The sequence below is a fragment of the Pseudomonas sp. FW300-N2F2 genome, assembly GCF_017351655.1.
GTDB lineage: Bacteria > Pseudomonadota > Gammaproteobacteria > Pseudomonadales > Pseudomonadaceae > Aquipseudomonas > Aquipseudomonas fluorescens_AA.
Genome location: NZ_JACNDQ010000001.1, coordinates 123,274 through 149,700 on the forward strand (window position 1 = coordinate 123,274; position 26,427 = coordinate 149,700).

Genomic DNA, 26,427 nt, shown 5'->3' on the forward strand with positions numbered 1-26,427 from the left:
TGGTCAAAACGCCCAAAAAATAGAGCAAATTGGCATATTTCACTGCCCACCCCACCCCCCTAACCTAGATCCCAACAACCCACCCCCGGATCAAGGACATAACAAAAATGACTGAATACAAACTGGCGCTGGTCGGCTTCGGCGGTGTGAACCGGGCATTGGCTCAGCTGATTGCCGAGCGTAACGAAAGCTGGAAGACCGACCTCGGCTTCACCCTGAAAATCGTCGGCGTCACCGACCTGTTCCTCGGTTCGGTGATGGACCGCCACGGCCTCGACGCCGCGTCACTGGCCAGACTGCCAGCCACCCAAGGCGCCATGGCCCAACTCCCCGGCGGCACCGTCGACGCCCTCAACGAAGCCGTGATCAAGGACTGCGGCGCCGACATCATCGCCGAAGCCACCTTCACCAACCCGGTGGACGGCGAGCCCGCCACCTCGTTCTGCCGCTGGGCCCTGGAGCGCGGCAAGCACGTGGTCACCACCAACAAAGGCCCCATCGCCCTGCACGGCGCCGAACTCAAAGCCCTGGCCCAGCGCAACAACGTCGCCTTCGAATACGAAGGTTCGGTCATGAGCGGCACCCCCGTCATTCGCCTCGCCAAACAATCCCTGGCTGGCAGCTCGATCACCGGTTTCGAAGGCATCCTCAACGGCACCTCCAACTTCGTCCTCACCTGCATGGAAGGCGGATCGGGATTTGCCGAAGCAGTCAAAAAGGCCCAAGAACTGGGCTACGCCGAAGCCGACCCAACGGCGGATGTCGAAGGCCATGACGTGCGCCTCAAAGTCGTCATCCTCGCCAACGAACTGCTGGACGCCAAGCTCACCGTCAACGACGTCACCTGCCGCGGCATCTCCGCCCTCAGCCTCGCCGACATCGAAAAAGCCCGCCACGACGGTGCCCGCTGGAAACTCATCGGCGCCGCCACGCGCCAGGCCGACGGCTCCATCAGCGCCCGCGTCGAACCGCGCCTGCTGAGCAACGACCACCCACTGGCCAGCGTCAGCGGCGCCACCAACGCCGTGTCGTTCACCAGCGAACTGCTTGGCGCCGTGACCGTCTCGGGCCCCGGCGCAGGCCGCACCGAAACCGCCTTCGCGCTGCTGTCGGACATCATCCACATCCACCAATCGGCAACTGGCAAACAGGAGCACAACCTGTGAACGTATCGCGCCTGGCCCTGGCGGTCGTCGAACCGCACATCGAAGTCCTCAACCCCTTTGACGGCAGCCTCGTCGGCACCGTCGCGGACCTCAAAGCCTCAGAAGTCCCACAACTGCTCGAGACCGGCCGCAACGGCGTCAAAGCCTGCGCCGCACTGCCGCGTCATCGCCGCGCAAGCATTCTCGAACACGCTGCACTGAACATCGAACGCGACGCCAAAGCCTTCGCCCGGCTGATCGTCGACGAAGCCGGCAAGACCCTCAAACAGGCGGAAAAAGAAGTCAAACGCTGCGTCAACACCCTCAAGCTCTCCGCCGAAGAAGCCAAGCGCAACGCCGGCGAAATCGTGCCGTTCGACGCCTACGAAGGCGCCGAATCGCGCCAAGGCTGGTTCACCCGCGATCCCCTGGGCCTGATCGTCGCCATCACCCCCTACAACGACCCGCTGAACCTGGTGGCCCACAAACTCGGCCCCGCCATCGCCGGCGGTAACGCCGTGATTCTCAAACCGTCCGAACTGGCACCGTTGTCAGCCCTCAAACTGGTCTCTTACCTGGTCGCCGCCGGCCTGCCCGAAACCGTGGTCACCGTCGCCACTGGCGGCGCCGAACTCGGCAAAGCTCTGGTCGCCGCCCGCGACGTACGCATGATCTCCTTCACCGGCGGCTTCGTCACCGGCGAACAAATCGCCCGCACAGCCGGCCTGAAAAAACTCGCCATGGACCTCGGCGGCAACGCCCCGGTCATCGTCATGGCCGACTGCAACCTCGACGCCGCCGTCGATAGCTGCATCTCCGGCGCCTTCTGGGCCGCCGGGCAAAACTGCATCGGCACCCAACGCCTGCTCATCCACGCACCGATCTACGCCGCCTTCCGCGAGCGCTTCGTCAGCCAGGCCCAAGCCCTGGTGGTTGGCAACCCGCTGCTCGCCAACACCGACATCGGCCCGATGATCACCCACCAAGCCGCGCAAAACGCCGAACACGTGGTCAACGAAGCCCTGCAACAAGGCGCCACCTTACTCTGCGGCCACCGCCGCCAAGGCGCCTGCTACGCCGCGACCGTGTTGGAAAACGTCGACCATGCCAGCCGACTCTGGCGTAACGAGGTCTTCGCGCCGGTGGTGGTGTTGCAGCCGTTCGAGACGTTCGATGAAGCCATTGCGTTGGCTAACGAACCTGAATACGCCCTTCACGCTGGGATTTTTACCAACGACCTCAGCACCGCGATGAGCGCTGCTCGGCGAATCGAGGCGGGGGGCGTGATGATCAATGACTCGTCGGACTTCCGGTTTGATGCGATGCCGTTTGGGGGCTCCAAGTACGGCAGTCTGGGCAGGGAAGGGGTGCGATTTGCGTACGAGGAAATGACCCAGCCGAAGGTGGTGTGCCTGAATACGTTGGGTTGATGGGGCCGGTCGTTGGCATCGGGCAGGTTGGTCACCTGCCCGATTTTTTGCGGCATCCCAAAGAGCTTCGAGTCTTGCGCTTCACAAATATTTTTCAGGGGCCTGTCGGCCAAATCGTCCTGGCTCATCTAAGCTGAATTTTCCTGGAAAATGCGCCAAGTGCCTTCTCATACGAATGCGGCCAACCCGGCTTGCGGCACCGCTCAGCAGCCAGGCGGGAGGAAGGATGCCGAACGTACTGGTGGTGGTCTGGGACTTCAATACACGCCTATTACGAATCCCTGTTGATAATAGCCTTGTCGCCATACACCACAGAATCGTGGCCCTGGAGGACATGGCGAAAACTGCCTTCGCCAAAAATGTCGATCAACATCGACTGGATTATTGTCTGGTCGTCGCGCCCGAATATTTCTTCTCCAAGGACATGCCTGTCACGTTTCTTTCGGAGGAAGAAAAAGAAATCATCCGGGCAACGTTGGTGGATATCTCAAAGAGAAACCCAAGGTTGATACTGGTCCCAGGCACGACGCTGTGGTTCAAGTCAATGATGCGCCCGGATTCCAGGATGCTGAAAAGGGAGACCGGAAAATTGAAATCGTGGGGGCAAACCAGAAATATCAATAAGCCAAAATACAGTCGGGAAATGGAAGCGGTTGTGGGCGAAATCCCACAGCATGACCGCATGAATAAAGGGATCTATGGCCATCATGCAAAGACTACGAAGGAGGAGATCGCGAAAATCGAATCAAGAGGGGCGGAAGCCAGGGACGGAATAGTCAGAAATACCGGCTTCATCATTTGGGATGGAAACGTCTTCTATCAGCATAAACGCTATCCCAATATCGGAAATGATGGGCTGGAAGAACTGGCTGGGGCGCAGTTCTGGGCCGATAAGATATTCATGCCGGGCAGTTATCGAGAAACCCCTGCTGTCCGTGACCTGCAAATCGCTCTGGAAATATGCGCAGAGCATTTCATTGGCGCGACGGTTTTGCATAAGAACAACGTCCTGGATTTCCATATCCTGGTCTCGGCCAGCATTGCTCTCGCCAAGGCTCGTGTGGGCGTAAAGCATGGAGGATATGTGGTTCACGCTGATTCAGGCGGCAGTTCAGTCTATCGGCGTGAAGGCAGGGACTTGGTTCAGCTCCGAGCCATCGATGAAACCGAAATAGGCTTGTTGGGTGTTGAAGCCGGTCGCGCCAGGAGTTTTGTTTGCGCGATTGCCTAGACCGAGCCTGACCTCGCCGAAAGAGCTGCGGCGGATGTGAAATCCAGATCCGCCATAACAGGCATTTCACACCCCCTGTGGGAGCGAGCTTGCTCGCGATAGCGATGCACCAGTCAACATCAATACCGCAGACCCACCACTGCGCAAGCAGCCCACCACGTCCCGTTTCCCTTCATGCCGCCGATGGCGACAAATCTAAACCCCCGTGTGGCTCCCCCACCAAGTAGCGTTCAAAGCACCGAGTGTGCAGGCAACGTCGTCGATCTCTCCCCAAATTAACTTCTGCAAACGTTCAAAGCTGAAACGTATCAGCTCCAAGAAAAAACCAAAATATGCACAAATGCATTTTTCCTTGACCCACAGGGGTGCGTCTCTATAAGGTGATTTCACTGTATGTGCATCCAGTATTTCTCAAGCGTCATTTATTTGAATCCATTCATGGACGAGGTATTACCTTATGAAAACCAACACTGAAAAATTCGGTGTAACCCCCCATCAACCCAGCCTGTGGACCCGCGCTGATGCGTTGAAAGTCCGGGCGGACGATCCCACCACCACTCAGCCGCTGGTCCGCGCGGATTTCCCGGTATTGAGCAACGACGTGTTCATCTGGGACACCATGCCCCTGCGCGACCTGGACGGTAACGTGACGTCCGTCGATGGCTGGTCGGTGATCTTCACCCTGACGGCCGATCGTCATCCAAACGACCCCCAGTACCTCGACGAGGACGGTAACTACGACATCCTCCGCGATTGGAACGATCGTCACGGTCGAGCAAAGATGTACTACTGGTTTTCTCGCACCGGCAAGAACTGGGAATTCGGTGGCCGCGTGATGGCCGAAGGCGTTTCGCCGACCGCTCGCGAATGGGCCGGCACCCCGATCCTGTTGAACGACCGAGGTGAAGTGGACCTGTATTACACCGCCGTCACCCCAGGCGCGACCATCGTCAAGGTGCGCGGTCGGGTCGTGACCACTGAACATGGTGTCAGCATGGTCGGCTTCGAGAAGGTCAAGCCGCTGTTCGAGGCCGACGGCAAGATGTACCAGACCGAAGCCCAAAACGCCTTCTGGGGTTTCCGCGACCCATGGCCATTCCGCGACCCGAACGACGGCAAGCTGTACATGCTGTTCGAGGGTAACGTGGCCGGTGAGCGCGGCTCGCACAAAGTGGGCGAGGCCGAAATCGGCGACGTGCCACCGGGTTATGAAGATGTCGGCAACTCGCGCTTCCAGACCGCCTGCGTTGGCATCGCCGTGGCCCGCGACGCGGACGGCGACGACTGGGAAATGTTGCCGCCCCTGCTGACCGCCGTGGGCGTCAACGACCAGACCGAACGCCCGCACTTCGTGTTCCAGGATGGCAAGTACTACCTGTTCACGATCAGCCACACCTTCACCTACGCCGACGGTGTGACCGGGCCGGACGGCGTGTACGGTTTTGTCGCGGACTCGCTGTTCGGCCCCTACGTGCCGCTCAACGGTTCCGGCCTGGTACTGGGCAACCCATCCTCCCAGCCATTCCAGACCTACTCGCACTACGTGATGCCAAACGGCCTGGTGACCTCCTTTATCGACAGCGTACCGACCGACGCAACCGGCACGCAGATTCGTGTGGGTGGCACCGAGGCACCAACGGTGGGCTTGAAAATAAAAGGGCAGCAGACGTTCGTGGTGGCCGAGTACGACTACGGGTACATCCCGCCGATGCTCGACGTTACGCTTAAGTAATAGCAATACAGGGGGTTCAGGCAGCGGGTTTGAGGTCGATGACAAAACCGTTGTGGATATGATCGAGATATCCCGCCTGATTCATTGCGACGTTGCTCGCAAGCCCCATTGAACAACGAGTCGTAACCCGCTCGCGGCTGGCTGCAAGGATGCAGCCAGTCGCGAATGCATTTCCCTGCGACGTATGTACACAAGCGCTTCTGTGGGAGCGAGCTTGCTCGCGATAGCGGTGCATCCGCAACATTCCAGCCAGCTGTTTATCGTGACTCCACGAGACTAGCCAAGACCGACATCGCCTTGCGCCATTACCTACAACTACGCCAGAATCCGCCGGCTTGTGCGTCTTGGGTCACGTCGGTAACTTGGACCTGTCACTGCTCATCAGTGATCGGGTTTAGTCGCCCGTCTCAACCTAAGGCGTACCAGGTCCCCGTCGGACAGGCTTTGCTGTTCCTGTATTGATGGTGGCTGTGCGCAGGGCGCCTCCGGGCGCGCCGGGATTCTTAGGTTCACCGGTCGACTAACCTGCGCACAGCTGCCGCCCCTTCGTTTAGTCGCGAGGTGGTTGCAGCCTCACTTACAGGAACCTAAGTCGATGGCAAAAATTACACCGAACCCTCCAACTGCAGATGAGCATGTATCTCGCGCTCAGTCTGCTCGTAACAACAAGCTTGATGACGCTGCCAACCGGGCGTTGGATTACTACCTGAAGCCTACGCCGAAGAACGAAACGTCCGACAAACCCAACACCATCTTCCGTATCGCATCTGATGTTGATTCGGAGTGTCTGCTTGCCAATCTCAGTGAAAACCTGGCTTCGGCCAATGCCATGATCAATGATTTGGCGTTTGATCTTGAGGGATCGCGACGGCGTGTTGCGTTGGGGATTTTGCAGGTGATTGAGGTGAGTGAGCTGTTGGCGAATCGGGCTTTGGATATTGTTGAGGTGAGGTAACAAGGGGCTGCGCTTACCCCGGGCATGAAAAAAAGGTCTTGCATGGCAAGGCCTTTTTTGTGGCCGGTCGCCCGACAACGGCCAGCCACGACACATAATCGATTGTGATGATGGCCCTCAATATTTCGCCCGGCAGGTCGTTAGCTTTAACTGTCCTCTCTTATCAAGGAAGTTGCCGTGTCCGAAAATGTTTACGCACCGCCTTTGGCTCAACTGGAGACCATCGTTGAACAGCCTTCTGAGTTTTATGTGGTGTCGCCAGCAAAGCTTCTGACACTGGCGATTCTGACGTTTGGTTTCTATTTCTATTACTGGTCATACAAAAACTGGAGCCTGTACAAGCAATCCACCCAGGCAGATATCTGGCCGTGGGCTCGTGGCCTGTTGTGCATATTTTTCATTCACCAACTGTATCGACGCGCGAATGAGAAAATTCGCGGCAGTGGTCGTACGTATGAGTGGGACTATGAGCAGTGGGCAACCGTATTCGTTGTGCTGACGGTCGGTGCCAATCTGTTGGATGGAGTGGCGAAGCGCGTCGATGGCTTCGAGTTTCTGATCGGCTGGTTACTGCTGGCGATTCCACTGCGAGCCTATGTGGTAAGCCGGAGCCAACCGATGATCAACTTCGCCGCCAATGACCCTCAGGCGCTGAGCAATTCGCGCTTCACCGTATGGAATTACCTGTTCATGGTGTCGGGAGTTTTGCTCTGGGCGCTGACATTACTTGGTGCCTGGACCCTTTATCGTTGAACCGAATGGGAGTCGAGGCAGCTCAGCCGAAGGTGGTTCGTTTGAATACGTTAGAGTGAGGCAACGCGGTGTTTATTGGGGCGTGTGAGATTTGGGAGGGGCCGACGCCGTCTTGCGCCTTTGCCTACAACTACGCCAGAATCCGCCGGCTTGTGCACCTTGGGTCCCCTCGGTAGTTTGAATCCGTCACTGCTCATCAGTGATCGGGTTTCGCAGCCCGGACTCTATAGGCGCACAACGTCACCTTCGAAAGCAGATCGCCCATGTCTGTGATTTTCGTCAGAGGTGGCTGTGCGTGGGAGACCTTCGGGTCTGCCGGTCCCTAGAGTCCCGGTCTGCGAACCCGCGTACAGCTGCCACCCCATACTTCGTTTCGCAGCGAAGGGTGGTAGCTCCAACAGGCTCTAGGAGTTTTACCATGGTCAAAATTACACCGAACCCGCCAGCTACCGACGAAACCGTGTCTCGCGTTCAGTCTGCTCGTAACAAGAAGCTTGATGATGCTGCGAACCGGGCTTTGGATTTTTATCTGAAGCCTACGCCGAAGAAAGAAACGTCTGACAAGCCCAACACCATCTTCCGTATCGCACCGGATGTTGATTCGGAATGTCTGCTGGCCAATCTCAGTGAAAACCTGGCTTCGGCGAATGCCATGATCAGTGACTTGGCGTTTGATCTTGAGGGATCGCGACGGCGTGTTGCGATGGGTATTTTGCAGGTGATTGAGGTGAGTGAGCTGTTGGCGAATCGGGCTTTGGATATTGTTGAGGTGAGGTAAAGCGGGGCGTTAACTGCATTCTGGCGTAAAAAAGGTCTTGCTTGGCAAGACCTTTCAATAAAGAGCTCCGAAACGACGCGTGCCCAGATTGTCCAAGTCAACAGGACTCAGCGTGGACGGTAGTCGGCAAGCCGACTCTCAAAGTACCGTGCCGTCTCCTGATCAGTACAGTACAGGTAGCACCCTTTCATTCCACGGGTCATCAATGTTCGGTACGTGTTTTTGATGATCAGATCCGTCTCTTTCTGCGCGAAGTCAGGCCGCTCTTTCGCCAGTTTCTTCCAGCCACGAATCGATTTGTCGTGCTTGTCACGTTTATGCGGCGACGTCAGCACTTGCCCGTCACGGACGATTAAATCCGGCCCGATTATCACCCCTATGTAGTCGACTTCCAGCCCTTGGCAGGTGTGGATGCAACCGACCTGTTCAATGGAGTTTTCCGCAATGATCCACAAACTGCCGTCCTGATCCAGGTTCCATTGGCGCGCATAATCATCGCCGATCACGATATCGGATGCCTGGGGATCTTTTTTGCTGAGCCAAGGCCAGCAGTAACCCGCGACTACGCGAGATTTGTTTTCGTGGTTTTTCTGCTCAATGGCCGCGTGCATCGCTTGAGGGGTGTTGAACACCTTGAACTCGTACTCGCTAGTATCGAGTAGCGGATTGGCGGTCGGTCGAATAGCCAATACGTCATCCAACCACGCTAGATAGCCATCAGAGCCACTGCAACGAAACTGAGAGGACAGCGAGTATTCCTCCACCGTTGCACCTTTTGCTTTGGCAAAGGCACGGATTGCCTGCTTGCTACCAATGTCGCTCAAGGTCACGCGCTGGTCTTCGTCAATGAAGAAAATTGAGCATTTCGCTGAACCGACCAGTTCTTTGATTTGGTTCTCGCCCAAGTTCCCATAAAGACCGCTTTTCTCGTTCAGCCTATGGGCTTCGTCAACGATTAGCGCGTCATACGTGTTGGGCTCGGTATCGATAAACGCGCCCGATCCAGAAAAGAAATTAGAGAAATGGCTACGTTTGATCGTACCAACTAGCTTGCTTTCGTACACTTTGCGTGGCGCTGCGTTTTTCGAGACGTATTTGCTCATTAACTTCAGCGCGGTGAGGCTTACCAGCAAGTTGATCGCCAGAACGGTTTTTCCTGTTCCAGGACCACCTTCGATGATTAGCACCTTTGGGGCTTCTATGCTGGCTTCAGTTCCTGCAACGAGCGCTGACTCGAAGACTTCTTTCTGGTCATCAATCAACACAAACTCAGGTTTGCCATCCATGAGCCCGGTAAGTGCCTCGGCTAGCGCTTTGGATGGACGAATTTTTCCGTTGGAAAGTTCGTAAAGCACCTCTTTATTGTCACCGTGAGTGATGTGCTTTTTCAGGAAACTTCTTAGTTTCGTCAGTTCCTCAGGGCCTTTGAGAAACAGCGGAGCTTTACTGGTATGGGCTTGGTAGTGAACGGAGTCGATGACGCCATCGCTGACATAGTTATGCAGATAGGCACAGGGGCGAATTTCGATGCTTTTGTCATAGACCGCTTCGTTGAAGCCTTCTAACAGTGCTGCGTACGACCATACCTGATAGGACGGGTGAATGGTTTCAACGAGACCGCCACCTAAGGCAGTTTTGACAATTGCGTCCTTGGTGGTTGCGCTCGCCTTGCTCCATTGCTTCAGCTCGATCAATACGGCTTTCTTGGCTTGGTTCTCATCACGACCTGTGAGCAAAAAGTCGATGCGCTTCGAGGACTGAGGGATGTGCAGCTCAATAGCCAAGCCAGCATTGCTAGGCAGGTCATCATCTCGAAGCACCTTGGCCATGTAGGTCAAGGATCCCTGCCACGACCTGATCTCTGATGCGCCCACCTTCTTACCGGTGGCCTCTTTGAAGTGCCGCAGGATCACTTCTTCAATATCGTCGTTATCGTTGTCTTTCAGGAATTGCTGTTTGGTCGCCGCGTAAACGATCACAAGAGATCCTTAGAGCACTGAAGGTCAGAGTTGGTCGTACTTTTTGCTGGTGCTTTTGGCTTTGTCGACGGGGTATTTCTGGCCGTTCAGAGCAAGCTTGCTCGTTACCGCTTCGTTGAGATCGACGCCAAGCACGCTACTCAGGCGAACCAAGTACATGAGCACGTCGGCTAACTCGTCCTTCACGGATTGGGCGGTTGTCGGATGCTTAGCGGCAGCCAGTGAATCGGCTTCGTTCATCCATTGGAATACTTCGCACAACTCGCCCACCTCGCCTGTCAGCGCTAGCAGAAGGTTTTTGGGCGAGTGGAATTGCTGCCAGTCGCGATCATCTGCAAAGCGTTGAAGCGACGCCGCAAGATTCTCCACGTCGATTAATTGTTTGGGTGTGCCATCTGCCTTGCTCACAGGCTTGCCTCTCGTGTGCTGCCAGAAACGTGACAGCTGCCACGTCAGAAATCTAGGGGTGGATTGTAAGAGTTTTCGTTTGGTGGCGTAGGCTTTTCACTGATTCGCCTCCGATAATCGGCCCAGTTCAGGCTTTGTTTTTGGCAGCTTGGTAGCGGTCCTTGACCTCGGTCACACTCAGCCACTTACGGCGTGAATGCACCACTCGATGGCAATTGGCACATAGCAATGCGAGGTCCGTGAGTTTGGTTTTATCGCCAGGTTGGAGCGTATGCAGCGGCTTGGTGTGGTGCACATCGATAACGCCTTCGACGTCCGGACCATATGTTTTGCTGAAGTTGAAGCCACAGGCTTCGCACTGGAGAACACCGTGCTTCTTGAGGGCTTCGTCCTTTTTTCGTTTGACGAGTTTTTTGTCCCTTTCCCGTACACGGTGTACTCGGGTTAACACTTTTCCTTCCTCTGCTTCGAAGAAGCCCGGCTCTTCCTCCTCGCTTAGATTTATTGGCGTAGTAGAAGTGGTTCCGACGTTCGCCTTGATGGCTGCTACGACTTCGGCTAAGCGCTCGGGGTTATCCGCGAATTCCAGCCATACCAATTCCTCGTCCTTATTGCCTTTTGCAAGACCTGTGCGACCAGTGTTGGTGTAGCTCGGATCCCAGCGACGGAAATTGTTGAGCTTCATATAAACACCGTTGGCGTTACGAAAACTCTCGTTCTTGCTCATACCGATGGCGTTGCCAATGAGATTGAGGCTCTGTGATAGGGCTCGGACTTCTGGATGGTTAACACCAGGTAAGCCATTGCGGTATAGCAGATAAAGGTTCAGGGCTAGGACGAGTTCGTCACGGCTCCAAGGCGGATTGGATTGATTGCTGGTAGGTGAAGAGGACATGGCGGGGGCTATCCGTAGGGTTCCCGTTTCGCTGTAGGACGCAGCGCAATATGCCGTCAGAATATTCTCTTCTGATGGCGTTTGGGAATCATACGGTGTTCGATGACCTTTGCTGTCGAGCGCGGGGATACTTACGAGCGACGTTGTTTGGTCATCAGGCGGGATTTTGGATGGGGGATGGAAAGCTCAGACATTAAAAAGCCGGCTTATGGCCGGCTTCTCGTTGACTAACTCAGTTCGTTTTTGACAAACCTCACCAGCCTTCAAAACGTACATCCGGCTCTTGCGGCCGGCTGTGGGACTTGGTCAGAAAGTGATCTGCCTTGTCGGTGCGAGGCGTGGGCTCGCAAATGTGGGGCGGAGGATACGCGGGTTTTCGGCAGAATCCCAGTGGTAAGTGGTGTGGAATCATTGGGTTAGGATGATTCGGGTAAAAGCAGGGGGCTGCTGCGCAGCCCAGCGGGAGCAAGCTCCCTCGCCACAAAAGCTCCTCACCACAAGGCTCCTCGGCACAAGGCGCTTTGCCTGTCTGCCCGTTCGGGTGGGTTAGTCGCACACCGGCGGTCTCTGTTTGTTGAGGGTGGACCACCAGAACACCCAGCCGATCACCCGTATGTTCTGCGCCTCGATCTGTTCGGCGCTGAAGACTTCGTCCGGGTAGGCCGCGCTGTTGTGGCTGCGCAGTCGCAGGCGGTTGCCGGGGATGCGGTGCAGGTATTTGATGCGGAGCATGCCGTCGTGTTCGAGGGCGTAGATTTGGCCGTCGACGATTTGGGTCAGGCCGCGGTCGATGGCGAGGGTGGAGCCGTCTTCGATGCGTTCGGCCATGCTGTCGCCGACCATGGTCAGGCAGATGGCGTCGCTGGGGTTTATTTCCAGGGTTTCGAGGTGGCTGCGGGGCAGGCGGATGGATTGGTCGGGGATTTCGACGATGTGGGTTTTGGTTTCGCCGGGGGCGATGGGGACTTCCTTATAGAAAGGCAGTTCGATGTCCGTGGGTTCCAGCACGCTGTAGACGCCATCGTTTTCGGCCGCCTCGTAGGTGGTGCCGGGGCCGAGGCCCAATGGGGTTTGCGGGCCTTCGCCGTGGGCGAGCCACTCCGGGCTGACGGTCAGCAGGCTGGCGATGGAGTGGATGCGCCCTGGCGGGATGCCACGGTTGAACCAGTTGTTCACGTGTTGGGATTTCACGCCGTATAACTTCGCGAAGTCGGCGGATCGGATATTCGCTTCTTTTAGAAGGGCTCGGAAGCGGTCGCCACTGGAAAGTATTTTCATAAACGGAAAGTTTAGGGGCGACTGTGTTTTCGGCAATAAACATGTCGTTCAAATATATAAGACGATCTTTCCGTTTTTGGGATTTGAAAGGCGCGGGCTAAACGTGGGTAAACGGTGTTAATACAGCTTCGTATTAGAAACCATTAAGGCATAAAAAAACCCCGGGGCAAACCGGGGTTCTTTTCAAGTTTGTTTCAGCCTTTGTAGGCGGCAACCGACTTGGTGATCGCTTCGCGGGCGGCGTCTGCGCCGGCCCAGCCTTCGATCTTGACCCACTTGCCTTTTTCGAGGTCTTTGTAGTTCTCGAAGAAGTGTTCGATCTGCTGGATCAGCAGTGGTGGCAGGTCGGTGTATTCCTTCACGTCGACGTACAGTTGCGACAGTTTGTCGTGTGGTACTGCGATGACTTTGGCATCGCCGCCGCCGTCGTCGGTCATGTTCAGGATGCCGACTGGACGGGCGCGGATGACCGAGCCTGGGGCAACTGGGTATGGGGTCACGACCAGCACGTCGAGGGGGTCGCCGTCGTCGGCCAGGGTGTTAGGGATGTAACCGTAGTTGGCCGGGTAGAACATGGGGGTGGCCATGAAACGGTCAACGAACAGGCAGTCGCTGTCTTTGTCGATTTCGTATTTGATCGGGGCGTGGTTGGCCGGGATTTCGATCGCGACGTAGATGTCGTTCGGCAGGTCTTTGCCAGCCGGAATCTTGCTGTAGCTCATTGGGCGGTGCCCCCGTTAGTTGACCAAATGACTTGGTCGGATTGACCAAAAAGTGGCGGCGATTATAGGCATATTCGGCCGCTGTTGCCACGTTACCAGGGTCTTAGAGACCTTAGTATGACGCCTGATAGACCGGATCTTCGGCTTGAAGTTGCCGCAGCCGGGCCAAAGGATCCTGGCGGTAGAAGGCCTTGAGCTGTTCATAGACCCGTGGATAGGCCTGGTGCAGCAGGTCCGGGGCGCTGAAGAAGTATTCGCTGGTGACGGCGAAGAACTCCGCCGGGTTTTCCGCGGCGTAGGGATCGATGAGGGTTTCTGCGTCGGGGTTGTGGTCCAGTTGGCGGTCGAGGTCGTCGAAGGCTTGTTGCATGGCTTCGGCCCAGTCGCTGACGCGCATGTCGGCGTGCAGTGGCGGCAGGCCGTTGGCGTCGCCGTTGAGCATGTCGAGTTTGTGCGCCAGTTCGTGGATCACCAGGTTGTAGCCGTCCCAGCCGCCGCTGGCCATCACGCCGTCCCAGGCCAGGATGATAGGGCCTTGGGGCCAGGCTTCGCCGCTGTGTTCGCCGTCCCACTCGTGCTCGATGCCGCTGGCGTCGCGGTAGCGTTGGGGGCTGAGGAAGTCGTCGGGGTAGAGGACGATTTCGTGGAAGCCCTGGTACCAGTTCAGCTCGCCCAGGTGCATCAGTGGCAGTTGGGCCTGGGCGGCGAGCAGCAGGCGTTGTTCCTGGTGCAGTTCGACGCCGGGCAGGGCGGTGAGGTGTTTATCGTGCAGGAACAGTACGCAGGCTTCTCGCAGCCATTGGTCCTCGGCGGCGCTGATGCCGTCGAGGAAGCTCAATTGTTGGCGCACCCGTTGCCAGGTGTCCTCGGCCACGGGATGTTTGGCGAGGGTGCGTCGGCGGCGCCAGTTGCTCAGGGACCACATGGCGATCAGCGTGGTTGGGCTTTCGAGGCGCGCTGGTTCATTTTGCTGCGCACCAGGCTGATGATCATCGGCAGCAGCGACACCAGGATGATGCCCACCACCAGCAGCGACAGGTTCTGCTTGATGAAGGGCACGTTGCCGAAGAAGTAACCGAGGGTCACCAGGCCGCCGACCCAGAGGACGGTGCCGAGGACGCTGAAGCCGAAGAAGCGCAGGTAATTCATTTTGCCCACGCCGGCGACGAAGGGGGCGAAGGTGCGGATGATCGGCAGGAAGCGCGCCAGGGTCACGGTTTTACCGCCGTGTTTGTCGTAGAAGTCGTGGGTTTGCTGCAGGTAGTCGCGGCGGAAGATTTTCGAGTTGGGGTTGCTGAACAGTTTTTCGCCAGCGGTGCGGCCGATGAGGTAGTTGGTGCTGTCGCCGAGGATGGCCGCGAGCATCAACAGGCCGGCCAGTAGTACGGGGTCCATGGCGCCACCGGCGGCGACGGCGCCGGCGATGAACAGCAGGGAGTCGCCGGGCAGGAATGGCATGACCACCAGGCCGGTTTCACAGAAGATCACCAGGAACAGGATGGCGTAGACCCAGGTGCCGTAGTTGGTCACCAGCAGGTCGAGGTACACATCGAGGTGCAGGATGAGGTCGAGGGGATTGAAATCCATGCATAACACCTGTGGTGGTGGCCTGGCTCGGCAGGCTTTGGGTCGGGCTTGGAGGATGGCTACAGAGTGTGTAGCTTTTTCTTACAAGCCGGGAAGAGCGGCATTATACGGGGTGGAGGGTGGGGAGCGGGGTGAGTTTGTAGCCAGGGATTTCGGTGGTGTTGTGGTTGGGGGCAGGCTGGGTGAAGGCTCTTGTGGTGAGGGAGTGGTGGAAGCAGTTGACTCGGTCTGGCTGATACACCGCATGCACAGGTTTTGGGGCTGCTGCGCAGCCCAGCGGGAGCAAGCTCCCTCGCCACGGGGTTGGTGGAAGCAGTTGGCTCGGTCGGGCTGATGCACCGCGTGCTCAGGTTTTGGGGCTGCTGCGCAGCCCAACGGGGATAAATCCCCTCGCCACAGAGGGTTTGGTGTTGTGGCAGGGGGACTCAGCCAAAGGGGTCAGATGCCTTCGCTGATCGGCAACACGTAGTTCTTGAACTCGGTGTCTTCCTTGAAGCCGATCGATTCGTAGGTTTTCTGCGCCACTTCGTTGTTGCTGCTGGTGGAGACGCGCATGCGCACGGCGTTGGTTTCCTTGGCCATTTTTTTCGCGGTGCGGATCAGGTTGTCGGCCACCAGTTGGCGGCGGGCGTCTTCGGCGACGTAGATGTCGTTGAGGATCCATACGCGCTTGAGGGACAGGGATGAGTAGCTCGGGTAGAGCTGGCAGAAGCCCAGTAACCGGTTGTCGTCGTCATCGGGCAGGGCCAGGTAGATCACCGATTCCTTGCGGCGCAGGCGCTTTTCGAGGAAGGCTCGGGACGAGTCCGGGTAAGGCAGTGAGCCGTAGAATTCCCGGTACTTGACGAACAATGGGGTCAGCAGGTCCAGGTGTTCCAGCGTCGCTTGGATAATCCGCATGGTAGGTCTCGTCTGCAAAGGTCGACAGATATTCTGACAACAACGTCGCGCTGCCGTGCTTTTGATGCTGCCTGAAAGCGGATCAAAAACGCAATCGGATAAGCGGATCAGTTTCGGGGCGGCGCCAGTAGGAAATTACCTTTCATATCGGCTCCGTTTTCCGCCTCTAGAGTGTTCACCTGGGCTTCGTCCTTCAGATTGACGCCCGAAAGCTGACGGCGGCAGGCCTCGCGCATCAGGTAGATCAAGCGATGGGCCGCCATGCCGTAGCTCAGGCCTTCGAGGCGGACATTGGAGATGCAGTTGCGATAGGCATCGGTCAGGCCGACCTTGGGCGCGTAGGTGAAATACAGCCCCAGGCTGTCGGGGGAGCTGAGGCCGGGGCGTTCGCCGATCAGGATCACCGACATTTTCGCGCCGAGCCGCTGTGCCACTTCATCGGCCACGGCGACGCGGCCCTGTTCCACCAGGATCACCGGCGACGTCGACCAGCCTTCAGCGGCGATCTGTTCTTCCAGCCGTGCCAGGAACGGCAAGGTATGGCGATGCACCGCCAGGGCCGACAGACCGTCAGCCACGACGATGGCCAGGTCCACGCCGCCGGGATGGGCCGCAGCGTAGTCCTGCAGGACTTGCGCGGAGGCGTCGTCGAGCCGGCGGCCCAGGTCCGGGCGCTGTAGATAACTGTGTCGGTCGGCCGCGGCGCTGTGGAGCAACAGGCTTTCACGGCCGCCCTCGGTCAACTGTGCGCGAATGCCCTGGTGATCGAAGGCCAGGTGCACCGCATCGCGGGCCTGGGCGTGGGCGTACTGGAAATCCAGTTGCGCCTGGGTCGGCAGGCTGGTGCCGGTGCGGCCCAGGGCGATGCGTGCCGGGGTGAGGTTGCGCAGATTCAGCCAAGGGTTTTGCGGGTCGACAGGTTTTTTATCCATGGGCAGTTCACTCATCCCAGATGTGCGAGGGCGTGACGGAACGCCGGTGGCAGGTTGTCGCCAAACCGCACCCGGCCATCGGCCTGGGTGAAGATGCCCATGTTCGCCAGCCAGGTTTCGAACTCCGGCGCCGGCTTCAGGCCCAGGGTCTGGCGGGCGTAGAGGGCGTCGTGGAACGAGGTGGTCTGGTAGTTGAGCATGATGTCGTCGGAGCCGGGGATGCCCATGATGAAGTTGATCCCGGCCACGCCCAGCAGGGTCAGCAGGGTGTCCATGTCGTCCTGGTCGGCTTCGGCGTGGTTGGTGTAGCAGATGTCACAGCCCATCGGCACGCCCAGCAGCTTGCCGCAGAAGTGGTCTTCGAGGCCGGCGCGGATGATCTGTTTGCCGTTGTACAGGTATTCCGGGCCGATGAAGCCTACAACCGTGTTCACCAGGAACGGGTTGAAATGCCGTGCGACGGCGTAGGCCCGGGTCTCGCAGGTCTGTTGATCGACGCCGTGGTGGGCGTTGGCCGACAGCGCGCTGCCCTGGCCGGTTTCGAAATACATCAGGTTGTTGCCCAAGGTGCCGCGATTCAGGCTCAGCCCGGCGTCGTAGCCTTCCTGCAAGATGTTCAGGTTGATGCCGAAACTGGCGTTGGCCGCTTCGGTGCCGGCGATGGACTGGAACACCAGGTCCAGGGGCACGCCGCGGTTCGCCGCTTCGATGGAGGTGGTGACGTGGGTCAGCACGCAGCCTTGGGTGGGGATGTCGTAGCGCTGGATGATGGCGTCGAGCATTTCCAGCATGGCGCAGATCGAGGCCGTGCTGTCGGTGGCCGGGTTGATGCCGATCATGGCATCGCCGTTGCCGAAGAGCAGGCCGTCGAGGATGCTCGCGGCGATCCCGGCGGGTTCGTCGGTGGGGTGGTTGGGTTGCAGGCGGGTGGACAAGCGCCCGCGCAGGCCGAGGGTGCCGCGGAACTTGGTGACCACGCGGATTTTCTGCGCCACCAGCACCAAATCCTGCACGCGCATGATCTTCGACACGGCGGCGACCATCTCCGGCGTCAGGCCGGGGGCCAGTGCCCGCAGGCTCTGTTCATCGGCGGCATCGCTGAGCAGCCAGTCGCGAAAACCGCCGACCGTGAGGTGGCTGACGGTGGCGAAAGCTTGTTTGTCGTGGGTGTCGACGATCAACCGGGTGACTTCGTCGGCCTCGTAAGGGATCAGCATTTCTTGCAGGAAATGGCTGAGGGGCAGGTCGGCCAAGGCCATTTGCGCAGCCACCCGCTCGCCATCGTTGAGCGCCGCGATCTCGGCCAGGAAATCCCCCGAGCGCACCGGGCTGGCCTTGGCCATCAGGTCTTTGAGGCTGTCGAAACGATAGGTCTGGGCGCCGACGGAATGGGCGAATGCGGCCATGGGCGGTGTCCTCCTGTTCTCTAAGTAACTTAAATACACCCCATAACCCTGTGGGAGCGAGCTTGCTCGCGATAGCGGTGTGTCATTCAACACATGTGCCGGATGTAAGACCGCTATCGCGAGCAAGCTCGCTCCCACAGGGGGACGGCGTGCACTTTTAAATGGCAGGCGCCAGGCCCTCAGCCCGGCGCCGGTGCAACTTTCAGATACCTGTGAGCATAGCGTCCGCCGGTGCATCGGAGCGTTGCTTGGCGGTCAGTTGGAAATACAGGTAGCCGACAACCATGAACGCCAGGAACACCAAGCCAATCACCATGTTGAACCACGCCATCGCCACCAGGCACACCACCGCCAGGAACAGCGCAATGCCCGGTACGATCGGGTAGCCCGGCGCACGGAAGGTGCGTTCCAGGTTCGGTTCGGTCTTACGCAGCCTGAACAGGCTGAGCATGCTGATGATGTACATCACGATGGCGCCGAACACCGACATGGTGATCATCGCCGCCGTCAGGGTCATGCCTTGCAGGTTCACCAGGCCATCGCTGTAGATCGCCGCGATGCCGATGACGCCGCCGGCCAGGATCGCCCGGTGCGGGGTCTGGAAGCGCGACAGTTTCGCCAGGCCACGGGGCAGGTAGCCGGCCCGGGCCAGGGCGAAGAACTGCCGCGAGTAGCCGAGGATGATCCCATGGAAGCTTGCCACCAGGCCGAACAGGCCGATCCACACCAGCATGTGCATCCAGGTTGAATTGTTGCCGACCACCGCCTTCATGGCCTGGGGCAGCGGGTCGTTGATGTTCGACAGGGTGCGCCAGTCACCCACGCCGCCGGCCATGATCATCACGCCGATGGCGAGGAACACCAGGGTGAGGATGCCGCTGACATAGGCACGGGGAATCGTGCGTTTCGGGTCCTTGGCTTCTTCGGCAGCCATGGCCGCGCCTTCGATGGCGAGGAAGAACCAGATCGCGAAGGGGATCGCCGCGAAAATGCCCGGGATCGAGGCGAGGGTGAACTCGTTGGAGCCGGCCCAGCCATTGAGCACGAAGTTGCTGAAGCTGAAGCCCGGCGCGACCACGCCCATGAACACCAGCAACTCGGCGACCGCCAGCACGGTGACCACCAGCTCGAACGCGGCGGCGATGCTGACGCCGAGGATGTTCAGGGTCATGAAGACGATGTACGCGCCAACCGCCGCGAGCTTGGGGTCCAGTTCGGGAAATTGCACGTTGAGGTAGGCGCCAATCGCCATGGCGATGGCCGGGGGGGCAAAGACGAATTCGATCAGGGTGGCGATCCCGGCGATCAACCCGCCTTTCTCGCCAAAGGCCCGTCGGCTGTAGGCAAAAGGCCCGCCGGCGTGAGGAATCGCGGTGGTCAGTTCGGTGAAACTGAAGATGAAGCAGGTGTACATCAGCGCCACCATGAGGGCGGTGACGAGAAAGCCCAGGGTCCCGGCGGTGCCCCAGCCGTAGCTCCAGCCGAAGTACTCGCCGGAAATCACCAGGCCGACGGCGATGCCCCATAAATGCAGGGTGCCGAGTGTGGGTTTGAGTTGGGTGGTAGAAGTCATAAGTCCTCTCTGTCTTTTTTATTGTTTGATCTGTTGGACTTTCGGGATTGCTGTGGAGCGGGCACGCAAGGCTCATGCCAGAGCGGTGGGGCGGTAATTTGATGTTGTCAGTGAGGGCGTCATCGCGAGCAAGCTCGCTCCCACAGTGGATCTGTTGCCAACCCTGGAAAAAGAGTTATCCACAGATCCCTGTGGGAGCGAGCTTGCTCGCGATAGCTATCAAAAGGGCAAAGCAGGAGGCCCTGCCTTGCCCCAGTGACTTAGAAGAACCCCAACGGATTGATGTCGTAGCTCACCAGCAGGTTCTTGGTCTGCTGATAGTGGTCGAGCATCATCTTGTGGGTTTCACGCCCCACGCCGGACTTCTTGTAGCCACCGAACGCGGCGTGCGCCGGGTACAGGTGGTAGCAGTTGGTCCACACGCGACCGGCCTTGATCGCCCGGCCCATGCGGTAGGCGCGGTTGATGTCGCGGGTCCACAGGCCGGCGCCGAGGCCGAACTCGGTGTCGTTGGCGATCGCCAGGGCTTCGGCTTCGTCCTTGAAGGTGGTGATGCTCACCACTGGGCCGAAGATCTCTTCCTGGAACACACGCATTTTGTTGGTGCCCTTGAGCAGGGTCGGCTGGATGTAATACCCGGTCGCCAGGTTGCCCTCGAGTTTTTCCACCTTGCCGCCGGTCAGCAGCTCGGCGCCTTCGCCCTTGGCGATTTCCAGGTACGAAAGAATCTTGTCGAATTGCTGCTCGGATGCCTGGGCGCCGACCATGGTGTCGGTGTCCAGTGGGTCGCCGCGTTTGATCTGCAGGACTTTCTTCATCACCACTTGCATGAATTCGTCGTAGATCGATTCCTGGACCAGGGCGCGGGATGGGCAGGTGCAGACTTCGCCCTGGTTGAAGAACGCCAGCACTAGGCCTTCGGCGGCTTTCTCGATGAAGCTCGGTTCGGCCTGCATGATGTCTTCGAAGAAGATGTTCGGCGACTTGCCGCCCAGTTCCACGGTGGACGGGATGATGTTCTCGGCGGCGCATTTCATGATGTGCGAGCCCACCGGGGTGGAACCGGTGAAGGCGATCTTGGCGATGCGCTTGCTGGTGGCGAGGGCTTCGCCGGCTTCCTTGCCGAAACCTTGCACCACGTTCAGCACGCCGGGCGGCAGCAGGTCGCCGATCAGCTCCATGAGCACGCAGATGCCCAGCGGGGTTTGCTCGGCCGGCTTGAGCACTACGCAGTTACCGGCGGCCAGGGCCGGGGCGAGTTTCCAGGCGGCCATCAGCAGTGGGAAGTTCCACGGGATGATCTGCCCGACCACGCCCAGGGGTTCATGGATGTGGTAGGCCACGGTGTTGCCGTCGATCTCGGCAGCGCTGCCTTCCTGGGCCCGCAGGCAACCGGCGAAGTAGCGGAAGTGGTCGGCGGCCAGGGGGATGTCGGCGTTGAGGGTTTCGCGCACGGCCTTGCCGTTGTCCCAGGATTCGGTGATCGCCAGGGTTTCGAGGTTGGCCTCGATGCGGTCGGCGATTTTCAGCAGGATCAGCGAACGGGCCTGGGCCGAGGTGGCACCCCAGGCATCAGCGGCGGCGTGGGCGGCGTCCAGGGCTTTTTCGATGTCTTCGGCCGTGGAGCGCGGGAATTCGGCAATGGGCTGGCCATTGACCGGGGAAGTATTGGTGAAGTACTGACCTTTGACCGGCGCGACGAACTCGCCGCCGATGTAGTTACCGTATTTGCTCTTGAACGAAACGATAGCGCCTTCAGTACCGGGGTGAGCGTAACGCATGATGAGTTCTCCTTGGCTTTTGTGCTTATACGGGAGGCCGCGCAAAATTGAGCGCTGGTAATAAAGCCTAGAGCAAAGGTTGGGCCATTGCCTTGCAGGGCCCGTAAATCAAGACTTTAGGAGGAGTTGCTCGGACAAACGGATGGGGGGTGTGACGCTTGCGATACAGCGGGTGTGACAGTTTGTGCCAGATGCGAGACAGTCTGTGACTGGCAGGTCGCGCCAGCATTGCAAAGGCGGTTGGGCTGGAGGATGCTGGGCTTCGATCCTGGAATCTCTGGCAACCGTATTTTTGTGGCAGGACAGCTTTTGTGGCGAGGGAGCTTGCTCCCGCTGGAGCGCGAAGCGGTCCCAAGGCAGCCAACTCGGTCAGCCTGATACACCGCAAACTCAGGTTTTGGGGCTGCTGCGCAGCCCAGCGGGAGCAAGCTCCCTCGCCACGGGGTATGTGTTGGCAGGTCCAAAGGTCCTTCGGGGAGAATAATAAGAAATGCACAGCAACCATTTGAGTCGCCATGCCCAGCAAGTCCTGACGGTCACCCAGGGCAAGGCCCATCTGCAGGGCCCTGGCAGCGATCCGTCGATTGCCCGTTCCTGGCTGCGCTGTCTCGAGGACTATCACCTCGACCCGGCCCAGAACCTGGCGCCGACGGTGCTCGAGCATGGCCGGGTGCTGGAGAGCCGCGAGCGCTTGCAACAGGTGCTGCACATCGCCGGCAATGAAATGACCAGCCTGCACCAGCAACTCTCCGGCGCCGGCCACGCGGTGTTGCTGACCGACGCCCGGGGTGTGATCCTCAACTGCGTCACCGCCCCCAGCGAACGGAAGATTTTCGAACGGGCCGGCCTCTGGCTCGGCGCCGACTGGAGCGAAGCCTGCGAAGGCACCAACGGCATCGGCACCTGCCTGGTGGAGCGCCAGGCCCTGACCATCCACCAGGAAGAACACTTTCGTGGCCGCCACACCGGCCTGACCTGTTCGGCCAGCCCGGTGTTCGATCCCCAGGGCGAATTGCTGGCGGTGCTCGACGTCTCCTCGGCCCGGCCGGACGTGTCGCGCCAGAGCCAGTTCCACACCATGGCCCTGGTCAATCTCTCGGCGAAGATGATCGAGAGCTGCTATTTCCTCCGTTGCTTCGACAATCAATGGCTGTTGCGCTTTCATTTGCAGGCCGAATCCGTGGGGCTGTTCAGCGAGGGCTTGCTGGCGTTCGACGGCGAAGGGCGGATCTGCGCGGTCAACCAGAGCGCGCTCAATCTGTTGGGGCATATTCGCGGCGGCTTGCTGGGCCAGCGGGTGGAAGACTTTTTCGACTGTTCACTGGATGAATTGCTGGGGCGGGCCAGTGCCCAGGCCAGCGCCAGTTGGCCGCTGCGCACCCGTGATGGCCGGCATTTGTTCGCCGTGTTGCGTGGGCAGCCGCGCAGTGTGCCGGTGCCGGTCGCGCCAGCGCTGCTCAAGGCCATCGAACCCGCGCGGCTGCCGGGCATCTGCCTGGGGGACGCGGCGTTGCAGGAGCATTTTCGCAAGGCGCTGCGGGTGTTCGAGCGCGATGTGCCGCTGCTGATCCATGGCGAAACCGGCTCCGGCAAGGAGGCGTTCGCCAAGGCCGTGCACCACGCCAGCCAGCGCGCCGGCAAGCACTTCGTCGCCCTCAACTGCGCGGCCATCCCCGAAAGCCTGATCGAGAGCGAACTGTTCGGTTATCGCGGCGGCAGCTTCACCGGCGCGCGCAAGGAAGGCATGCGTGGCAAGCTGCAACAGGCCGACGGTGGCACGCTATTCCTCGATGAAATCGGCGACATGCCCCTGGCCTTGCAGACCCGTTTGCTGCGGGTGCTGGAAGATCGCCAGGTGGTGCCCATCGGCGGCGAGCCCGAGGCGGTGAACGTGCGCATCATCAGCGCCACCCACCGGCAGTTGCTTGACCGGGTGCGGGACGGCAGTTTTCGCGAGGATTTGTACTACCGCCTCAATGGCCTGGAAATCCCCCTCCCGGCGTTGCGCGAGCGCAGTGACAAGTCGCAGTTGCTGGATTTTCTGTTGGCTGAGGAGAGCGGGGCCGAGACGGTGCTCATCGAAGAGCCTGCGCGCCAGGCGTTGCTGGGATTCGACTGGCCGGGCAACGTGCGGCAACTGCGCAATGTGCTGCGGACCCTCGCCGCGCTGTGTGATGGCGGGCGGATTGGGCTGGAGGACTTGCCGGAGATGATCCGCCAGCGCCCGGTTGCCGTGGTGGAAACGGTGGCAGAACGGCCACTGGAAGATGCCGAGCGCCTGGCGTTGCTCGATGCACTGGAGCGCCAGCGCTGGCACATGACCCACACGGCGGAACAACTGGGGATCAGCCGCAATACCCTTTACCGGAAGTTGCGTAAACACGCTATCGCCCGCTGAGCCACTGATAATTGATCTGCTGACTGCTGTTGTGGCGAGGGTTGTGCATTCAGCTGTGGGAGCGAGCTTGCTCGCGATGGCGGTGTGTCATTCAACACATGTGTTGGCTGTAGGACCGCTATCGCGAGCAAGCTCGCTCCCACAGGGGATTTGCAGTGTCCTGATGGCTGCCGTTCGAAACACAAGGTGCGATTTCCCCCTCCCTACGCTAACCTGCGGCCATGTTTTACGAGGTCGACTATGCACATCCATATTCTCGGTATTTGCGGCACTTTCATGGGTTCGATGGCGGTCCTGGCCAAGGAGCTGGGCCATCACGTGACCGGTTCCGACGCCAACGTCTATCCGCCGATGAGCACCCAGCTGGAAGCCCAGGGCATTGAACTGACCCAAGGCTACGACCCGGCGCAACTGGACCCGGCGCCGGACCTGGTGGTCATCGGCAACGCCATGTCCCGGGGCAACCCGGCGGTGGAGTACGTGCTCAACAAAGGCCTGCCGTACGTGTCCGGGCCGCAGTGGCTGGCCGATCACGTGTTGCAGGGCCGTTGGGTCCTGGCCGTGGCCGGCACCCACGGCAAGACCACCACCAGCAGCATGCTCGCCTGGGTCCTGGAACACGCGGGCATGAGCCCGGGTTTCCTGATCGGTGGCGTGCCGCAGAATTTCTCGGTGTCGGCGCGCCTGGGTGGCACGCCGTTCTTCGTGATCGAGGCGGACGAATACGACAGCGCGTTTTTCGATAAACGCTCGAAATTCGTCCACTACCGTCCACGCACGGCGATCCTCAACAACCTTGAGTTCGATCACGCCGACATCTTCCCCGACCTGGCGGCCATCGAACGGCAATTCCACCATTTGGTGCGCATCATTCCGAGCGAAGGCCTAGTGATCCATCCGACCACCGAACCGGCCTTGCAGCGCGTCATTGAAATGGGCTGCTGGACCCCGGTGCAAACCACCGGTGCGGGCGGCCAATGGCAGGTGAAGTTGCTCAAGGATGACGGTTCGCAATTTGAAGTCATGTTCGAAGGCCAGTCCCAAGGCGTGGTCGAGTGGGACATGACCGGCCAGCACAATGTCGCCAACGCCCTGGCGACGTTGGCGGCGGCCCGGCATGTCGGCGTGGTGCCGTCCATGGGCATCGCCGCGTTGAGCGCGTTCAAGAGCGTGAAGCGGCGGATGGAGAAAGTCGCCGAGGTCAACGGCATCACCATTTATGACGACTTCGCCCACCACCCAACGGCCATCGCCACCACCCTCGACGGTTTGCGCAAGCGCATCGGCGATGCGCCGCTGATCGCGATCATCGAGCCGCGCTCCAACTCCATGAAGCTCGGCGCTCACCGCGATGGCCTGCCGGAAAGCGTGGTCGATGCCGACCAGGTGATCTGGTACGCACCGGCCAACCTCGGCTGGGACCTCGGCGCCACCGCCGCGCTGTGCACGGTGCCGTCGATTGTCAGCGATTCCCTGGAAGGCATCATCGAGCGCGTGAAGAGCCAGGCCCAGCCCGGTACCCACGTGGTGATCATGAGCAACGGCGGCTTCGGCGGCCTGCATGGCAAGCTGGCCGAGGCACTGAAATGAACACGCGCTTGGAGAGCAATGGTCCTGAACGCATCACACTGGCGATGACCGGTGCTTCCGGCGCCCAGTACGGTTTGCGCCTGCTCGATTGCCTGGTGCGTGAAGACCGCGAGGTGCACTTCCTGATCTCCAAGGCCGCGCAATTGGTGATGGCCACCGAGACCGACGTGACCCTGCCGGCCAAGACCCAGATGATGCAGGCCTTCCTTACCGAATACACCGGGGCGGCGGCGGGGCAGATTCGCGTGTATGGCAAGGAAGACTGGATGTCACCGGTAGCCTCGGGCTCCGGCGCGCCGGCGGCCATGGTGGTGGTGCCGTGCTCCACCGGGACGCTGTCGGCGATTGCCACCGGGGCCTGCAACAACCTGATCGAACGGGCGGCGGACGTCACGCTCAAGGAGCGCCGTCCGTTGATCCTGGTGCCGCGGGAAGCGCCGTATTCGAGCATTCACCTGGAGAACATGCTCAAGCTGTCGAACATGGGCGTGACCATCCTGCCGGCCTCGCCGGGTTTCTATCACCAGCCGCAGACCATCGACGACCTGATCGATTTCGTCGTCGCGCGGATTCTCAACCTGTTGAACATCCCCCAGGACATGCTGCCGCGCTGGGGCGAGCATCATTTGAGCAGCGATGAATAAGCTGCTGATCGTGCTGCTGGCGCTGCTACTGACCGGCTGCGCCACCGCCCGCACCCTCGACGCGGCCAAGCCCGGTGCGCCGGTGGTGTACGCGGGCACGCGCCTGGATCTTTACGCGCTCAACGGCGGCTGCTGCGCCAAGGACCGCTTTGGGGCCGAGGCGCCGAGCTACCCTGGCGTCGATCTGCCGGGCAGTGCGCTGCTGGATACCTTGTTGTTGCCGTTGTCGTTGTTCACCGCAATCGGCGTGGGGTTCCGAGCGACTGGGGGGATGTAGCAAACACCAGGATGGGGGCTTGGCTTTGGGGCG

Annotated in this window: 23 protein-coding genes; 11 read left to right on the plus strand and 12 right to left on the minus strand. The window is 59.6% G+C overall.

Annotated features, from left to right (window positions below):
- Positions 1-107: 107 nt before the first annotated feature.
- From J4E63_RS00605 to J4E63_RS00635, 7 genes are all read left to right on the plus strand, one after another.
- On the plus strand, positions 108-1,166 hold the full coding sequence (locus J4E63_RS00605; RefSeq protein ID WP_207280663.1) for a homoserine dehydrogenase: 1,059 nt from the start codon (positions 108-110) through the stop codon (positions 1,164-1,166).
- The gene (locus tag J4E63_RS00610; RefSeq protein WP_207280665.1) at positions 1,163-2,575 is read left to right on the plus strand and encodes an aldehyde dehydrogenase family protein; all 1,413 of its coding nucleotides are present in this window, start codon (positions 1,163-1,165) and stop codon (positions 2,573-2,575) included. The genes J4E63_RS00605 and J4E63_RS00610 overlap by 4 nt, the downstream gene beginning before the upstream one ends.
- Positions 2,576-2,801: 226 nt before the next feature.
- Positions 2,802-3,806, plus strand: a complete 1,005-nt coding sequence (locus tag J4E63_RS00615; RefSeq protein WP_207280667.1) for a hypothetical protein — start codon at positions 2,802-2,804, stop codon at positions 3,804-3,806.
- Between the two features lie 457 nt (positions 3,807-4,263).
- Positions 4,264-5,538: a glycoside hydrolase family 68 protein gene (locus J4E63_RS00620; protein ID WP_207280669.1), complete on the plus strand. Its 1,275-nt coding sequence runs from the start codon at positions 4,264-4,266 to the stop codon at positions 5,536-5,538.
- Positions 5,539-6,133: 595 nt separating this feature from the next.
- The gene (locus J4E63_RS00625) at positions 6,134-6,493 is read left to right on the plus strand and encodes a DUF6124 family protein (RefSeq protein WP_103309233.1); all 360 of its coding nucleotides are present in this window, start codon (positions 6,134-6,136) and stop codon (positions 6,491-6,493) included.
- Positions 6,494-6,670: 177 nt separating this feature from the next.
- On the plus strand, positions 6,671-7,246 hold the full coding sequence (locus J4E63_RS00630) for a hypothetical protein (RefSeq protein WP_092177023.1): 576 nt from the start codon (positions 6,671-6,673) through the stop codon (positions 7,244-7,246).
- A gap of 418 nt (positions 7,247-7,664) precedes the next feature.
- Positions 7,665-8,024 (plus strand): DUF6124 family protein, encoded by a 360-nt coding sequence (locus J4E63_RS00635; protein WP_192263491.1) that lies wholly within the window; start codon positions 7,665-7,667, stop codon positions 8,022-8,024.
- 107 nt (positions 8,025-8,131) lie between these two features.
- On the opposite strand, the gene J4E63_RS00640 is transcribed toward J4E63_RS00635, so the two are convergent.
- The 12 genes from J4E63_RS00640 to J4E63_RS00695 form a co-directional block, all read right to left on the minus strand.
- Entirely contained in the window at positions 8,132-10,003 is a 1,872-nt protein-coding gene (locus tag J4E63_RS00640) for a DNA/RNA helicase domain-containing protein (protein ID WP_207280671.1), read from the minus strand.
- Positions 10,004-10,027: 24 nt separating this feature from the next.
- Complete coding sequence (locus tag J4E63_RS00645; RefSeq protein ID WP_053189928.1) at positions 10,028-10,411, minus strand: nucleotide pyrophosphohydrolase; 384 nt, start codon at positions 10,409-10,411, stop codon at positions 10,028-10,030.
- Positions 10,412-10,538: 127 nt separating this feature from the next.
- Positions 10,539-11,306, minus strand: coding sequence for an HNH endonuclease (locus tag J4E63_RS00650; protein ID WP_207280674.1), 768 nt, complete (start codon positions 11,304-11,306; stop codon positions 10,539-10,541).
- 546 nt (positions 11,307-11,852) lie between these two features.
- Positions 11,853-12,584: a helix-turn-helix transcriptional regulator gene (locus J4E63_RS00655; RefSeq protein WP_207280675.1), complete on the minus strand. Its 732-nt coding sequence runs from the start codon at positions 12,582-12,584 to the stop codon at positions 11,853-11,855.
- Between the two features lie 194 nt (positions 12,585-12,778).
- Positions 12,779-13,306, minus strand: a complete 528-nt coding sequence (ppa, locus tag J4E63_RS00660) for an inorganic diphosphatase (RefSeq protein WP_053151827.1) — start codon at positions 13,304-13,306, stop codon at positions 12,779-12,781.
- 112 nt (positions 13,307-13,418) lie between these two features.
- A complete protein-coding gene (locus J4E63_RS00665) occupies positions 13,419-14,231 on the minus strand; it encodes a zinc-dependent peptidase (protein WP_207280677.1) in 813 nt (270 codons plus the stop codon).
- 5 nt (positions 14,232-14,236) lie between these two features.
- Positions 14,237-14,893 carry a DedA family protein gene (locus J4E63_RS00670; protein ID WP_106274660.1) on the minus strand — a complete coding sequence of 219 codons (657 nt, stop codon included), beginning with the start codon at positions 14,891-14,893 and terminating at the stop codon, positions 14,237-14,239.
- Positions 14,894-15,331: 438 nt separating this feature from the next.
- On the minus strand, positions 15,332-15,793 hold the full coding sequence (locus tag J4E63_RS00675; RefSeq protein ID WP_060740460.1) for an N-acetyltransferase: 462 nt from the start codon (positions 15,791-15,793) through the stop codon (positions 15,332-15,334).
- A 107-nt stretch (positions 15,794-15,900) separates the two neighbouring features.
- On the minus strand, positions 15,901-16,725 hold the full coding sequence (gene eutC, locus J4E63_RS00680; RefSeq protein WP_207280678.1) for an ethanolamine ammonia-lyase subunit EutC: 825 nt from the start codon (positions 16,723-16,725) through the stop codon (positions 15,901-15,903).
- 11 nt (positions 16,726-16,736) lie between these two features.
- Positions 16,737-18,131, minus strand: coding sequence for an ethanolamine ammonia-lyase subunit EutB (locus J4E63_RS00685; protein WP_207280679.1), 1,395 nt, complete (start codon positions 18,129-18,131; stop codon positions 16,737-16,739).
- A gap of 202 nt (positions 18,132-18,333) precedes the next feature.
- The gene (gene eat / locus J4E63_RS00690; protein ID WP_207280680.1) at positions 18,334-19,704 is read right to left on the minus strand and encodes an ethanolamine permease; all 1,371 of its coding nucleotides are present in this window, start codon (positions 19,702-19,704) and stop codon (positions 18,334-18,336) included.
- 260 nt (positions 19,705-19,964) lie between these two features.
- Positions 19,965-21,485, minus strand: coding sequence for an aldehyde dehydrogenase family protein (locus J4E63_RS00695; protein WP_060740464.1), 1,521 nt, complete (start codon positions 21,483-21,485; stop codon positions 19,965-19,967).
- A 490-nt stretch (positions 21,486-21,975) separates the two neighbouring features.
- Between J4E63_RS00695 and J4E63_RS00700 the strand changes: the two genes are divergently transcribed.
- From J4E63_RS00700 to J4E63_RS00715, 4 genes are all read left to right on the plus strand, one after another.
- Positions 21,976-23,883, plus strand: a complete 1,908-nt coding sequence (locus tag J4E63_RS00700; protein ID WP_207280681.1) for a sigma-54-dependent Fis family transcriptional regulator — start codon at positions 21,976-21,978, stop codon at positions 23,881-23,883.
- Between the two features lie 240 nt (positions 23,884-24,123).
- Positions 24,124-25,473 carry a UDP-N-acetylmuramate:L-alanyl-gamma-D-glutamyl-meso-diaminopimelate ligase gene (mpl, locus tag J4E63_RS00705; RefSeq protein WP_207280682.1) on the plus strand — a complete coding sequence of 450 codons (1,350 nt, stop codon included), beginning with the start codon at positions 24,124-24,126 and terminating at the stop codon, positions 25,471-25,473.
- Complete coding sequence (gene ubiX, locus J4E63_RS00710) at positions 25,470-26,117, plus strand: flavin prenyltransferase UbiX (RefSeq protein ID WP_060740467.1); 648 nt, start codon at positions 25,470-25,472, stop codon at positions 26,115-26,117. Before mpl ends, ubiX begins: the two co-directional genes overlap by 4 nt.
- Positions 26,110-26,394: a YceK/YidQ family lipoprotein gene (locus J4E63_RS00715; RefSeq protein ID WP_207280687.1), complete on the plus strand. Its 285-nt coding sequence runs from the start codon at positions 26,110-26,112 to the stop codon at positions 26,392-26,394. The genes ubiX and J4E63_RS00715 overlap by 8 nt, the downstream gene beginning before the upstream one ends.
- Positions 26,395-26,427 lie beyond the last annotated feature (33 nt).

Excerpts from the sequence above, each read along its gene's own strand:
- J4E63_RS00700 (WP_207280681.1), top strand. The coding sequence starts at position 21,976 with ATGCACAGCAACCATTTGAGTCGCCATGCCCAGCAAGTCCTGACGGTC.
- J4E63_RS00605 (WP_207280663.1), top strand. The coding sequence starts at position 108 with ATGACTGAATACAAACTGGCGCTGGTCGGCTTCGGCGGTGTGAACCGG.
- ppa (WP_053151827.1), bottom strand. The coding sequence starts at position 13,306 with ATGAGCTACAGCAAGATTCCGGCTGGCAAAGACCTGCCGAACGACATC.
- J4E63_RS00665 (WP_207280677.1), bottom strand. The coding sequence starts at position 14,231 with ATGTGGTCCCTGAGCAACTGGCGCCGCCGACGCACCCTCGCCAAACAT.
- J4E63_RS00670 (WP_106274660.1), bottom strand. The coding sequence starts at position 14,893 with ATGGATTTCAATCCCCTCGACCTCATCCTGCACCTCGATGTGTACCTC.
- J4E63_RS00695 (WP_060740464.1), bottom strand. The coding sequence starts at position 21,485 with ATGCGTTACGCTCACCCCGGTACTGAAGGCGCTATCGTTTCGTTCAAG.
- eutC (WP_207280678.1), bottom strand. The coding sequence starts at position 16,725 with ATGGATAAAAAACCTGTCGACCCGCAAAACCCTTGGCTGAATCTGCGC.
- J4E63_RS00635 (WP_192263491.1), top strand. The coding sequence starts at position 7,665 with ATGGTCAAAATTACACCGAACCCGCCAGCTACCGACGAAACCGTGTCT.
- J4E63_RS00620 (WP_207280669.1), top strand. The coding sequence starts at position 4,264 with ATGAAAACCAACACTGAAAAATTCGGTGTAACCCCCCATCAACCCAGC.
- J4E63_RS00615 (WP_207280667.1), top strand. The coding sequence starts at position 2,802 with ATGCCGAACGTACTGGTGGTGGTCTGGGACTTCAATACACGCCTATTA.
- J4E63_RS00650 (WP_207280674.1), bottom strand. The coding sequence starts at position 11,306 with ATGTCCTCTTCACCTACCAGCAATCAATCCAATCCGCCTTGGAGCCGT.
- ubiX (WP_060740467.1), top strand. The coding sequence starts at position 25,470 with ATGAACACGCGCTTGGAGAGCAATGGTCCTGAACGCATCACACTGGCG.
- eat (WP_207280680.1), bottom strand. The coding sequence starts at position 19,704 with ATGACTTCTACCACCCAACTCAAACCCACACTCGGCACCCTGCATTTA.
- J4E63_RS00625 (WP_103309233.1), top strand. The coding sequence starts at position 6,134 with ATGGCAAAAATTACACCGAACCCTCCAACTGCAGATGAGCATGTATCT.
- J4E63_RS00685 (WP_207280679.1), bottom strand. The coding sequence starts at position 18,131 with ATGGCCGCATTCGCCCATTCCGTCGGCGCCCAGACCTATCGTTTCGAC.
- J4E63_RS00675 (WP_060740460.1), bottom strand. The coding sequence starts at position 15,793 with ATGCGGATTATCCAAGCGACGCTGGAACACCTGGACCTGCTGACCCCA.
- J4E63_RS00655 (WP_207280675.1), bottom strand. The coding sequence starts at position 12,584 with ATGAAAATACTTTCCAGTGGCGACCGCTTCCGAGCCCTTCTAAAAGAA.
- mpl (WP_207280682.1), top strand. The coding sequence starts at position 24,124 with ATGCACATCCATATTCTCGGTATTTGCGGCACTTTCATGGGTTCGATG.
- J4E63_RS00715 (WP_207280687.1), top strand. The coding sequence starts at position 26,110 with ATGAATAAGCTGCTGATCGTGCTGCTGGCGCTGCTACTGACCGGCTGC.